Genomic DNA, 13,575 nt, shown 5'->3' with positions numbered 1-13,575 from the left:
GTGACTTATGGATAGACTTACATTAGTAGGATTGGTCTTTGACCATCGCTATGAAGTACAGCAAAAAATAGGTGTTGGCGGCATGGCCGACGTATATCTTGGAAAAGATACATTGTTAGGAAGACCTGTGGCCATTAAAATTTTGCATCAAAATTTTGGTAGTGATCAAGATTTTGTGGCTCGGTTTAAGCGAGAAGCGCAAGCTGCTGGTAAATTAAATCATCCCAATGTTGTTAGTATGTATGATGTAGGCTTTGATCAAGGCTTTCATTACATTATTATGGAATATGTATCTGGATGTACATTGAAAGAGTATATTCAACATCATGGTAATCAAGTATCTGTGCAAGAGGCTGTAAAAATAGTAGTAGCTATTGCAGAGGGCTTGGAGCATGCACACATGATGGGCATAGTACATTGTGATATAAAACCGCATAATATTTTAATTACAGATTCTGGCCGTATCAAAGTAACTGACTTTGGCATTGCTCGTGCAATTAATACAGCAGCTACGATGATGTATACAAATTCAGTAATGGGATCAGCTCATTATATTTCTCCAGAACAAGCTAGTGGAAAAAGTATTAATGTGAGTACAGATATTTATTCATTAGGGGTTGTGCTTTATGAATTATTAACGGGAGAAGTTCCTTTTAGAGGAGAGACACCAGTTAGTGTAGCCTTACAACATGTACGTGATCGAGTATTGGCACCACGTATTAAGAATCCACAGATTCCAGCACAGTTAGAGCAAGTTGTTTTGACAGCATTAGAAAAAGAACCTGGTAAGAGATTTGGTTCTATTTCTGAGATGATTCAAGCTTTACGGATGTCTTTAGGTTATCGTGGTAGTACTTCGACACGACCATTACAGCATGACTTTGCTACACAAGTATTACCTCCTATGGAGACAGACACTATGGAAGATGAGGCTGATTCACAAGAAGGAATATTGGCAAAACTTGGAAACTTACCACAAAAATATGTCATTGGTGGTGCTGTTTTTGCCTTTTTGCTTGCCTTTTTATGGGCCTTCTTGAGTTTTGGTAACTTTTGGAGTAATTCCACAGTAGATGTGCCAAACGTGGTGGGCAAACAATTAAGTGTGGCTACACGATTGTTGGAAGAACGACATCTTCGAGTCTCTAGTTCAGAGGTAACTAACTCTGATGTACCTGCAGGGCAGGTTATTTCACAGAGTCCTGAGCCAGGTGAAACAGTAAAAGAACAACGGATGGTTCATTTGGTGGTTAGTAAAGGTGCTGGCGATATAACAATACCAGATCTACAAGGGATGAGTTTTGATCAGGCAAGAGAAAAGTTGAAAGCCTTAGGCCTATCAATTGGTAAGATATCCTATGTAAGTGACACTAGTAAAGATGATGGAGTTATTATTAGTCAAGGCTTACAGCCAGGCGGTAAAGCCTCTAAAAATGCAACCGTAGATATTACGATTAATGAAACAAAATCTACCATGGTAGAGATACCTAATGTAGTGGGTATGACAATTAAAGAAGCGAAAGAAGCATTGGGAAATTTAGGATTAAGCATTAGTAAAATATCAGGCTCTAATGAGGATTCTGCAATTGTAACTGAAGTAAGCCCAGCACCAGGATCTTCCGTAAAACGTGATGAAAGTATTTCTCTAGTAGGGCAAGCAAAAGATGCCAAAAAAGATACTACTAATAGTAAACAAAATGGTACTACAAAAGGTGTAGTAGATATAACCGTACCAAATGGACGTGCCTCCCAGCATATCAAGCTAGTGGTTATTGATGACGATGGCGGTCGTGTTGTCTATGATGGTACAAATGCGCCTGGAGATCGTATTGTGAAAAGTGTATCAGGATCTGGAAATGTACGCGTACAGGTGTACTTAAACAATGCATTAGTGCAAGAACAATCCTTATAGGAGAGACTATGGAACAAGGTGTTGTAATTAAAAATATGAATGGCTACTTTTATGTGCAGACTCCAAATGGAGATGTGCATGAATGTAAAGTGCGTGGTCGATTAAAAAAAGAACGATATTCCCTTTTAGTAGGTGATTCAGTGACAATTACAGAAGATTCTTGGATTGATACGATTGAACCACGAAGAAATTCTTTGCGTAGACCAGCCATTGCCAATATTGACCAAGTCATTGTAGTGGTAGCAGCTAGAGAGCCAGATATTCATCCTCTATTATTGGATCGTTTATTAGTGATGATTCATCATAGTCATATTCCTCCAGTACTAGTGATTAATAAATATGATTTGCATACAGAAGATACGATGAAACTGAAATCTATCTATGAAAATATCGGTTACACTGTACTCTGCACGTCCACATATACTGGTGAAGGGATTGAGGAGTTACGCCATGTATTACATGGTAAAATCAGTGCCTTTGCCGGCCCTTCTGGCGTAGGTAAAAGTAGTTTGCTAAATGCAGTAGATCCGAATTTTGCCTTTCAAACAGGGGCTGTTAGCGATAAGATTAAACGTGGTCGCCATACGACGCGCCATGCCTCTTTATACAGCTTGGATGAAAGTTCCTTTATCATGGATACACCAGGATTTTCAGCTCTAGAGCATACAGGGATGACTGTAGAAGAGTTAGTGCATACATTCCCTGAGTTTGGTGACCATGATAGGGGATGCAAGTTTAGTCCTTGTTCCCATAGTCATGAACCTATTTGTTCTGTGAAAGATGCCTTAGCTAATAGGCAGATTAGTGAGCAACGATACCAATCCTATTTGACGATTAAATCAGAACTTGAAGATCAAAGGAGACGATAAGATGATTCAAATTGCCCCATCTATGTTATCGGCAGATTTTTCTAATTTGCGAGAAGATATTCGTACTATCGAAGAAGGTGGTGCTGACTTATTACATATTGATGTGATGGATGGACATTTTGTGCCAAATCTAACATTTGGTGCTCCTGTGGTAAAAGCATTACGTCCACATACAAAGTTGCCCTTTGATGTACATTTAATGGTAGAAAATCCAGACGATTATGTAGAAGAGTATGCCAAGATAGGTGTGGAGTATTTCACCTTTCATTGGGAAGCTGTGCCACATGCGCATCGTTTGATTCAAGCCATCAAAGCAACTGGTATGAAAGCAGGAGTTTCTTTAAATCCATCTACGCCAGTATCCTTACTGGAAGATATTGCAGAAGATTTGGATTTAATTCTAATTATGAGTGTAAATCCAGGCTTTGGAGGGCAATCGTTTATTCATAATGCAGTGAAAAAAGTAAAACAAGCTCGAGAATTATTGGACTCTGTAGGTAATATAAAAGCTGTTGTAGAAGTAGATGGTGGTATTAACTTGGAAACAGCTCCATTAGTGCGTGAAGCAGGGGCTACCCTATTAGTAGCTGGTTCTGCTGTATTTGGTGCAGCAGATCGTGCAGATATGATTGCCAAATTACGAGGATAATATGATTCGAGTAGGCACAGATATTATAGAAATTCATCGCATGGAACAAGCGATTGAACGGGACAGCTTTTTACAACGAGTATTTACAGAATACGAACGAAACTACGCGTGGGGACGTAACAAACAGGCAGCTGCATCCTTTGCGGGCATCTTTGCGGCGAAAGAAGCTTGTGTAAAAGCTTTAGGAACAGGATTTCGTCATGGCTCTTGGCAGAATATTGAAATTACTCATGATGCATGGGGAGCCCCTGTTCTTACTTGTACAGGCTATTTTGGACAACAAATGAAAGCCTTAGGATACGAAACGTTGCAAGTTTCTATTAGCCATTGTCATGAATATGCTACGAGTACTGTCATTGTATATTAGAGGATAGACCGATGCGACTATTAACACCAAAGCAAGTTAACATAGTAGATCAATATATTGAAAGTTTAGGACTTCCAGTATCTCATTTAATGGAACAAGCGGGACGATCTGTTTTTGAGGTAGTACATAGATACATACAAGAAATAAAGGGGCCAAAGGGAGTTATGTTTCTTTGTGGCATTGGCAACAACGGTGGTGATGCCTTAGTGGCAGCACGCTTGCTAACAGAAGTTCCTGAAGTGACTCCCTATGTTATTGTATGTGGGAATCCAAAAGAAGGGTCTCCTTTGTTTCAACAACAATGGAAGGTGGTACATACTCTAGAAGATACGATTACGATTGTGCCTGATGAGATGATGCAGTCTAATGGAAATCTAATACCCTCACATATATTACAGGATGTAAGTATTGTGGTAGATGGCGTGTTTGGCACAGGATTTCATGGTGAACTACCCAAACGAATACGATCTATTTTTGAACAATGTAAAGAATGGCGTTCTTATAGTGATACTAGAACATGTATTGCCATCGATATTCCTAGTGGGGTTAATGGTCTGACAGGTAGTGCAGATATATCTTCATTTAAAGCAGATGAAACGATTACATTATTAGCCCCTAAAGTAGGAATACTTTTCTATCCGGGAAGACAATGTGTAGGACATATGAGTATAGGCAGTATCGGATATCCTTTTCCGCATCATGCATTGCGGAAGTCTGATCATAATTGGCCCGAAATCTATTGGAACAATGCAGATTCCTTGTATGTAGAGCCTCGTTCACCTATTGCTCATAAAGGGACCAATGGTCATGTCTATATTGTGGGTGGTTCGCCGGGGATTTATGGGGCACCCATATTAAGTGCTGAAGGAGCTTTACGCAGTGGAGCTGGAAAAGTCACTATTCTGTCTGGTATAAATGAGTTAGATGCGTTGCGTTCCTTGAGTCGCCCTGAAATGATGATTCGTGATAGTAGCGATGTAGAACAACTAGATGGGAATAGCACAGTAGTCATTGGCCCTGGTGGTGGCAGAAGCAATAGTGAGAAGAAACATTTACTTCAATGGATACAATCTGTTACAGGTAGCCATATGGTACTTGATGCAGATGGGCTTATAGCTATTGCTAGTGAACTATTGCTATTGAAGTATCGCGCCTATGAATTAGGAAAAGATGATTATATTATTGTACTGACACCGCATTTAGGTGAATTTTCTGTTCTTACGGGGAAAAGTATAGAAGAGCTTAACAAAGATCCTATTGGATATGCTAACGAATTTGCGAAAGAACACGGTGTATATGTTGTCCTAAAAGGACAACCAACGATTCTTGCCACTCCATTTGGTAAAATATATCTAACAACGAGAGGTAATCCCTATATGGGAACTGGTGGCATGGGTGATGTATTAGCTGGCATAATTGGTTCTATGTTAAATCAAGAACAAAACCCTATAGATGCTATAAATATTGCTATCTATGCCCATAGTCGTGCTGGAGATCTAGCACTAGATGATTGTGGTCCAGGGTTTACGCCTACAGAGGTGGCACAACGAATTGGTCGTGTACTACGAACGATAGAGGGCTGCAATCAGATTCAACCACTGTAATAACTGTTGTAATATATATAGGTTAAAAAGTACTTAAAAATGAAAAAAACAATATATAAATATCTGCTCTTGCTAGGTGTATTGGTAGTATCACTGCTTAGTTTACTAGGGTGTGGAAAAGAACTTTCACAGGCGAATGCAAATGTTGCAAAGACAGAGGTCAGTCAATCTACGCAAGCACCAACTGGTACTATGAAGGTCCATGTACTGGATATCGGACAAGGAGATGCAATTTTACTCCAAATTGGTGATAGATTTTCCATGATTGATACAGGCGATATTGAACATAGACCACAGGTGGTCGCCTTATTAAAAAAATATGGTGTGAAAGAATTAGAAAATATCATTTTGACACATCCTCATGCGGACCATATTGGCGGTTTCTATGCTATTGCCAAAGCAATCCCGATTAAACATGTCTATGATAATGGCATCGATATCGATAGTGGTACCTATAGAACCTATTTAAAAATGATAGAGACAAAACAGATTCATCGTGAAACACTTCATAAAGGTGATCTTTTAGACTTAGGAAATGGCGCTTATTTTGAGGTCTATGCCCCTTGGAAAGGGGACGTGATGACTGACAAAAAAGGGGAAGTTCATCAAAATAATAACTCCATTGTAGGTAAGCTGACATTTGGTAAATTTTCTATGCTTATGACTGGTGATGCGGAAAAAGAAGAAGAAGCACGCCTTATTAAAGAGCAAAACACAAAAATGTCTAGTAAAGTCTTAAAAGTGGGACATCATGGTAGTAATGGTTCCAGTCAAAAAGATTTTATTCGTTCTGTTCGACCAGAAGCAGCTGTTATTTCTGCAGGTTTACATAATTCGTATGGACATCCTGGTGAGAAAGCTATGGCACGCTTATTGGAAGAACATATAGATATCTATCGTACAGATACGATGGGAACTATTACCATTCGGACAAATGGTACAGACTATGATATCCAACGAGAACGATAATAGAGTGTACTATATAAGTATCTAAATTAGGGGAGGTATAGAAATGAAAAACATTTTAATTGTAACAGGTCATACCCACGAAGAAAATTCTGTGGCAAACAAAGAGATTCTCGCGTTGCTTAAAGAAAAATATCCTAAGGCTGAGTTTGATCGTTTGGAAGTGCTCTACGGAGATTACAAAATCAATGTAGAAGCAGAACGTGAAAAGCTGCTGTGGGCGGATACGATTGTGATACAGTCTCCTCTATTTTGGTACTCTTTAACATCGCTGATTATGAGATGGTTTGAAGAAGTGTTTGCTTATGGTTGGGCCTATGGAGCAGATACCTATGCAGTAGCCGGTAAGGATATGGTTGTTGGTCTTACCGCCGCTTGTGGTAATGATGAATATACATTGCAAGGTGATAAAGGCATTACCATTGATGAAATATTTAAAACCTGTGAAGCTACTTGTAAGTTCTGTAAAATGAATTTTAGAGGTGGTGTTTTCACTGGCAATATGCTGTATACGGGTGAAGATGTACAGCTACAAGTGATTCATAGACAAGCAAAAGAACACTGTGATCAATTAGTTCAGTATATAGACGCTTAAGTGCGCCATAGGATACATACTATTGCACTATACTAGACACGGTGTATAATTTATATTACTAAAGACAGTCATTGATACAGGAATAAGGAACATGAATATAATTGTAACAGGCGGTGCCGGTTTCATTGGATCACATCTAGTAGACAGGTTGATTCAAGAGGGACATCGTGTACTTGTCATTGACAATTTAAGCAGCGGATTGCGGACATTTGTCAATGAACAAGCTAAATTTTTAGAACTAGATATACGAGATGAAAGAATATATGATGTGTTTGAAGACTTTCAACCGGACTATGTATTTCATGAGGCAGCGCAAACAGTAGTAGCAGAATCCATGGTACATCCAACAGAAGATTGTGATATCAATCTAATGGGACTATTGAATTTATTACAAGCCTCAGTTAAAGTGGGTGTAAAAAAATTCCTTATGCCATCCTCTGCTGCAGTATATGGTGATTTAGAGGTATTACCTTTGACAGAGGAATTGGCAGGAGTGCCTCGTTCTTGTTATGGATTGACAAAATTAACTACGGAAGGCTATTTGCGTATTTACCAAGAATCTTTTGGATTACCCTATATTTGCTATCGCTATTCTAATGTATATGGACCACGTCAAGGCAATGGCGGTGAAGGTGGAGTTGTTAGTATTTTCTGCGAACATGTGGCGAATGGTGAATCTATCAAAATTTTTGGCGATGGAGAACAAACACGTGACTTTGTCTATGTAGATGACGTAGTAGAAGCAAATATATTGGGATTGAATAATGATGTAACAGGGGTTATCAATGTGAGTACAGAAACTGGAATTTCTGTGAATGAATTAATCGACACATTAGAGCACATTGCTGGCACTACGGTAGAACGTCATTATGAAGAACCGCGCATTGGTGATATTAAACATTCTTTATTGAGTACTGCAAAAGCAAAACAATGTTTAGGGTATATGCCGAAATGGACATTACAAAAAGGACTGGAAAATACCTATCACTATGTGAAAGATAATAGATAACATCATAAGAGCTTTGCGCAGGCAAAGCTCTTTGTTATTGAGGAGGAACTATGCAAATTAATGCAGCTGTACTAGAAGTGTTTGACTTTACATCGTCTATGTCGGCTTATTCAGATCATCCTATGGATATGACTGAACCAGAGATACAGAGCTATCTTGAAATGCATGTGATGAAAGCGTTACAAGATCCTGGAGCCAGAACTGGTTATATCTCGGACCAAACCCCATGGGGGCGAAAGATTAAACAATTGGAGAATCAAGAAGTAAGCCTTGTAGAGTTTGGTAAAGAACTAGGTGAGACTTTATTTACCTATATGGCACAAGCAATGGACCCTTGTGTACTAGATATGATTGTCTGTGAAGCACAAGGAGAGCAAGCTTACCTTTGTGTTCTTCTTTGTAAAGCTCATGATGGATATACTCATCAATTATATTCAGAAGAGGATGGTTCATTAGCAACAAAATTAGTAGAGCATAGAGTTGTATTACCAACAGTGACACAAAAACTATATGCTTTTGCAAGTATTAAACTTTCTGATTTATCCATTCGTCTCTTTGAGCCGAAAGGAGAATATGATGGAGAGAAAATGCACTTCTTGGAAGAACGAATCTTTCAGGTTACCACGAATCCGTCTTCTAAAGATACAGTGAAAAAAGTACGCACAGTGGTAGATCGAATTTCTAAAGCTCATGAGCAAGATGGTGTGGCAGCTATGGCTAAAACAAAAGAATTACTAGCTAAGAATGCAGAAGTTTCTGACACATTAGAAGCACGACATATTATTGAGCAAGTGTTTAGTACGAACCCCATTCAGCGAGAAGCAGCTATGAAAGAGCTAGCAGAAGAAGATTTACTTGAACCATTGCCAGTGAGTCGGACTTATGCTACTAAAGTGGGCAAGCAACATAAAATTAAAACAGATACTGGTATTGAACTTTCATTTCCAGTAGAATATATGAATGATCGCGAGTTCATAGAAATTTCAACAAACGAAAATGGTACCTTACGTATTGAATTAAAAAATATTTCAAAGATTACCAACAAATAGGGGGTCTTATGAGTAAAAAAGGACATAAAAAAACAAATGCATTACGCATACTAGATACTCACCATATTGACTATGAAGTGTTCACCTACGAATGGTCTGAAGAACGCGGAGCTGGTATACATGTTGCTGAATCTTTGCATATTCCGCCTGAACAAGTGTTTAAAACATTGGTTGGGAAAGGCAATGTAACAGGTCATGTAGTATTCTGTATTCCTGTAGAAGGGGAACTAGATATGAAACAAGCCGCACGAGTGAGCGGAAATAAATCGGTAGAATTGATTGCGGTAAAAGACTTATTACCATTAACAGGATACTTACGTGGCGGTTGCTCTCCATTAGGGATGAAAAAAGCATTTCCTACCTATTTTGATGATAGCATTACATCCATTCCTATGGTCTATGTCAGTGCAGGACTTAGAGGGATGCAAGTACAGGTTAATCCACAAGCATTAGTAGATGTAGTAGGTGGCACGATAGCGCCACTGACAATGGGGTAAGTATGGCAAAGAAGTATTATGCTGTTCAAGTAGGGCACAATCCAGGAATCTACGTGACATGGTCTGACTGTGAAGTGCAAGTAAAAGGATTTCCTGGTGCGCAGTATAAGTCATTCCCTACAGAAGCAGAAGCAAAAGCCTATATGGGCTCTATCGATTTACCTAAGAGTGCAGGGATTAAACCGACTAGAACTGGTACAAAGAAAACATCTGCTAGTGCGTCTAAACGTATGAGCGTAGGTGAATACCTTAAGACACAGACAGATAACATAAGTCAAATCGTAGAATCAGATCCTTGTGAAATTCGTGCTTTTATCGACGGCAGTTTTGATAAGCGAAAAGGTGTGGTTGGCTCTGGAGGGGTTATTCTTCTTGGTGCAGAAGAAGTAGAATTTTCTCTTTCGAGTACAGAACCGAATCATGTGGCCTATTGGAATGTGTCTGGGGAATTATTAGCAGCACTTCATGTAGTGGATTATGCACTAGACCATGGGTATACATCATGCTCTCTCTATTATGATTATATGGGCATTGAAATGTGGGCTACAGGTAGATGGAAAACAAATAATCCATTAACAACTAACTATGCGAAACGAATGAAAGAAGCTAGCAAACAACTTCGTATCGATTTTCATAAGGTAAAAGCTCACTCTGGTATCGCCTATAACGACCGTGCAGATGCATTAGCAAAGAAAGGAACGCTACTAAAATAACACTGGTAGGAAATTTCTCATAAAATTCCTTTAATCTCTCTATGATTTGATGTACAATAAAAGTACGATTACAATCATACTGTACATAGGAGGAAACTATGAAACGGATTCAATTAGACTCTGGTTTTGTTTATGATTATACAAATATGATGTTACCTGGTGGGGTGACGGAAGCAGATGTAACAAACTTAGGCACTGCGATTTCTGATGCCTTAGTAGCAGCGGAAGAAACTCGTCATCATGGTGTTGTAAAAGGCCATCTATCCAAAGATGGAGAGCCTGAATTAGTACTTTTTCCACAATTGCCGTATGTAGTGGAAGGCTATATTAACAACCCAACAGTGATGGCTCGCCTTGATGCTTTGAAAGAAAAGAAGGTTAGTACTGTAGTTAGCTTTGGTATTGGTGGTTCTTTCCTAGGTGGAAAAGTATTATTTGACGTACATTGTGGGGAGTTTTGGAACTCCATGAGTGATGAAGAACGTAATTACCGCCCACGTATGTATTTCAGTGGTAATAATGTTGACCCTGTACGTACCCAAGAATTAATCAAGCAATTACAAAGAGAATGGAAAGAGCAACAATTTTTAGAAGACCATGCTCATGTACCTAATGAGTATAAAGTGCTATTGGTGCTAATTTCTAAATCTGGTTCTACTATTGAACCAATGACAAACTTCATGATTGTGAAAGAAGCCCTAGAAGTAGCTATGATTGATTATGAAGTGCTAGTCGTAACAGACCCTAGAGATGATGAAAAAGAAACATTACTTCATAAGTTAGCCGTTGCAGAAGGTTGGGGAGACTCCATTTTTGCTGTACCTGATGGCATTGGTGGTCGTTTCTCTGTGTTCTCAGAAGTGGGATTAGTAATCGGTGCTTTATTAGGTTTTGATATTCATGCCTATTTAGAGGGGGCTAAAGCAGCAGATATAGCAGCACAAGAACAAGATGTTTGGAAAAACCCTGCTTTATTGAGTGCAGTGTTAAAATATATTGGCTCCGAACAATATGGCCGTCATATTGAAGTCTTTATGCCTTATGCAGATCGTCTGAAATCCTTATCTGAATGGTATGTACAGTTATTAGCGGAATCCCTAGGTAAAGAAAAAGATGACAAGTCTGGACATTATGGTCGTACTCCAATTGTGGCGGTAGGTACTACAGACATGCATGCCCAAACACAGGAACATCAAGAAGGACGCTATGATAAAGTTGTATCTTTTGTAGATGTAGAAAATTGGCATGTGAATCTAACAGTGCCACATATGTATGACCAATACAGTAAACTAGAAGCTTTAGCCGGTCTTGACTTAGGATTTATCAATCGTGCTGCTTTGGCATCCAATGCAGAGTCATTAGCTAGTGATGGACGATTTAATGGAACCTATCAAGTTCCAACTATGAATGCTTTCCACTTAGGAGAATTGATGTTTACTATGTGCTGGGCCATTTATTTTGAAGGACAATTGGCAGGGGTGGATGCTTTCAATCAACCAGGCGTAGAAGTGTATAAAAAATTGTTAGGACCTAAACTTTCAAAAGCATAGGAGAAGTAAGAATGAATATTTTAGTGACAGGTGGCGCAGGGTATATTGGTAGCCATACAGTACGTGCCTTATTAGGAGCAGGTCATCAAGTGGTGATTGTAGATAATTTATCTCGAGGACACAAGGAGTCGATTCCTGCTGGGGTACCGTTTTATGAGATGGATATCGTGGATTCTAAATTAGGTGAGGTTCTGGATACGCATAAAATTGATGGTATCATGCACTTTGCAGCACACTCTCAAGTGGGCGAATCCATGGTAAATCCATCCATCTATTATGAAAATAATGTGGTAGGTTCCTACCGGTTAGTAGAAACAGCTCGTAAGCATGGTGTGAATCGATTAGTATTCTCCTCTACAGCTGCTGTGTATGGCGAACCAGAAGTTGTACCTATTACGGAAGATGCGAAATGGAATCCTACCAATGTGTATGGCCGTACAAAATTGATGATTGAAGATATGCTGCGTGACTATAGCAAAATTTATGGATTTAAATTTGTAGCATTGCGTTACTTTAATGCAGCAGGTGCCGATCCATCTGGTGAAATTGGTGAAGATCATGCACCAGAAACACATCTAATCCCACTTATTATTGATGCAGCTTTAGGTAAGCGTGAATCCATCACTGTATTTGGTACAGATTATGATACTGCGGATGGTACTTGTGTACGTGACTATGTACATGTAAATGATTTAGCTTCTGCTCATATTCTAGCTATGGAATATCTGTATAATGGTGGAGAATCAGACGTATTTAACTTAGGTTCAGGTAATGGTTTTAGTGTAAATGAAATTGTAGCGGCTACTAAAGAAGTAACAGGTGTCGATTTCCGTGTTGATTACGGTGAACGTCGTGCTGGGGATCCAGGTACATTAATTGCATCTTCAGAAAAGATTCATGCAAAATTAGGCTGGAAACCAGTTCACAGTACAGTACAAGAAGTGATTCGTGATGCTTGGAATTGGCATCAATTACATCCTAAAGGATATTAATCGTATATAGGAGGGCATGATGAAAGTATCATCTACACAAGACCTCTACAATTGCATAATGAAGTATATAAGTACACACGGTCGTCTCGTTTTCGGGGCGACCGTTTTATTGTGCCTCATTTGCTATCTAGGTTGGAGAGAGTCTGTTTGGTCGGAGGTTGAACAATTAGAAAGTCCTATACAGTCACATCGTGAAAATGATGCATTAGGAAAAAATAAAAAAGAGAAATTTGAAGATTCTTCAGTAACAGTCACTCATACATCTGAAAAAGGTGAGAAAAAATATAGGGGGAAGAAACATGAAAAAAAGAGCGAATCTCTAGAAGGAGAGACAGATAAGGGGAAACTTGTCTTTCCAATACGGAATGTAGTACGACCCTATCCTTTACTAGATACTTTTTCAAAGGAATTGTCTGTAGTTACTCCAACAGCGGTACTAAGTGCAGATAGAAGTAACATGGACAATATGAACAGGAAAGGAAAAGGTAATAAAAATAGTATGGAAGGATACGCTGTACATGCCTATAGCAACGATATTGGTAGAAACACGCATGCGAGACATGAGGTAGGACATGTAAAAGAGATGCAAGTACAACTGTTGGGCATTATACAAGGAGAGGTACCTGTAGCTGTGTTAGATATTAATGGAAATACTCATACTGTGTATGAAGGAGATGTAGTTGATGAGGTACAGGTGCATACGATTCGTGATACAAAGGTACAAGTTCAAGTAAACAGTTCTGTTCAATGGATAGAATAAAGGAAGGGTAAAAAATATGTTGAGTAAGAAGTAGAAACATAAA

General features: G+C 39.0%; 14 protein-coding genes. All 14 read left to right on the top strand.

Going from position 1 to position 13,575, the window contains the following annotated elements; genetic code table 11:
• Positions 1-7 precede the first annotated feature (7 nt).
• The 14 genes from pknB to EO111_RS04385 all read left to right on the top strand — a co-directional run bounded on the left by pknB (position 8) and on the right by EO111_RS04385 (position 13,532).
• On the top strand, positions 8-1,912 hold the full coding sequence (gene pknB / locus EO111_RS04450) for a Stk1 family PASTA domain-containing Ser/Thr kinase (protein WP_127010851.1): 1,905 nt from the start codon (positions 8-10) through the stop codon (positions 1,910-1,912).
• Between the two features lie 8 nt (positions 1,913-1,920).
• Positions 1,921-2,781, top strand: coding sequence for a ribosome small subunit-dependent GTPase A (rsgA, locus tag EO111_RS04445; protein ID WP_126940751.1), 861 nt, complete (start codon positions 1,921-1,923; stop codon positions 2,779-2,781).
• Position 2,782: 1 nt separating this feature from the next.
• Complete coding sequence (gene rpe, locus EO111_RS04440; protein ID WP_127010850.1) at positions 2,783-3,430, top strand: ribulose-phosphate 3-epimerase; 648 nt, start codon at positions 2,783-2,785, stop codon at positions 3,428-3,430.
• Between the two features lie 4 nt (positions 3,431-3,434).
• Positions 3,435-3,797: a holo-ACP synthase gene (acpS, locus tag EO111_RS04435; RefSeq protein WP_038145166.1), complete on the top strand. Its 363-nt coding sequence runs from the start codon at positions 3,435-3,437 to the stop codon at positions 3,795-3,797.
• Between the two features lie 11 nt (positions 3,798-3,808).
• The gene (locus EO111_RS04430; RefSeq protein ID WP_127010849.1) at positions 3,809-5,401 is read left to right on the top strand and encodes an NAD(P)H-hydrate dehydratase; all 1,593 of its coding nucleotides are present in this window, start codon (positions 3,809-3,811) and stop codon (positions 5,399-5,401) included.
• Between the two features lie 39 nt (positions 5,402-5,440).
• A complete protein-coding gene (locus EO111_RS04425; RefSeq protein WP_127010848.1) occupies positions 5,441-6,370 on the top strand; it encodes a ComEC/Rec2 family competence protein in 930 nt (309 codons plus the stop codon).
• Between the two features lie 43 nt (positions 6,371-6,413).
• Entirely contained in the window at positions 6,414-6,962 is a 549-nt protein-coding gene (locus EO111_RS04420; protein ID WP_126940747.1) for an NAD(P)H-dependent oxidoreductase, read from the top strand.
• Between the two features lie 91 nt (positions 6,963-7,053).
• On the top strand, positions 7,054-7,971 hold the full coding sequence (locus EO111_RS04415) for an NAD-dependent epimerase/dehydratase family protein (RefSeq protein ID WP_127010847.1): 918 nt from the start codon (positions 7,054-7,056) through the stop codon (positions 7,969-7,971).
• A gap of 50 nt (positions 7,972-8,021) precedes the next feature.
• Entirely contained in the window at positions 8,022-9,020 is a 999-nt protein-coding gene (locus EO111_RS04410) for a nucleoid-associated protein (protein ID WP_127010846.1), read from the top strand.
• Positions 9,021-9,028: 8 nt separating this feature from the next.
• Positions 9,029-9,517: a Cys-tRNA(Pro) deacylase gene (ybaK, locus tag EO111_RS04405; protein WP_127010845.1), complete on the top strand. Its 489-nt coding sequence runs from the start codon at positions 9,029-9,031 to the stop codon at positions 9,515-9,517.
• 2 nt (positions 9,518-9,519) lie between these two features.
• A complete protein-coding gene (locus EO111_RS04400) occupies positions 9,520-10,230 on the top strand; it encodes a viroplasmin family protein (RefSeq protein ID WP_127010844.1) in 711 nt (236 codons plus the stop codon).
• Positions 10,231-10,328: 98 nt separating this feature from the next.
• Positions 10,329-11,780, top strand: a complete 1,452-nt coding sequence (locus tag EO111_RS04395) for a glucose-6-phosphate isomerase (protein ID WP_127010843.1) — start codon at positions 10,329-10,331, stop codon at positions 11,778-11,780.
• Positions 11,781-11,791: 11 nt separating this feature from the next.
• Positions 11,792-12,772, top strand: coding sequence for a UDP-glucose 4-epimerase GalE (gene galE / locus EO111_RS04390; protein ID WP_127010842.1), 981 nt, complete (start codon positions 11,792-11,794; stop codon positions 12,770-12,772).
• Positions 12,773-12,791: 19 nt separating this feature from the next.
• Positions 12,792-13,532 carry a hypothetical protein gene (locus EO111_RS04385; RefSeq protein ID WP_164723957.1) on the top strand — a complete coding sequence of 247 codons (741 nt, stop codon included), beginning with the start codon at positions 12,792-12,794 and terminating at the stop codon, positions 13,530-13,532.
• Positions 13,533-13,575: the final 43 nt, after the last annotated feature.

Source organism: Veillonella sp. CHU594 (genome assembly GCF_003992265.1).
Taxonomy (GTDB): Bacteria; Bacillota; Negativicutes; order Veillonellales; family Veillonellaceae; genus F0422.
The sequence above is the reverse complement of the archived record's forward strand: the minus strand, read 5'-3'. Positions and strand labels throughout refer to the sequence as shown.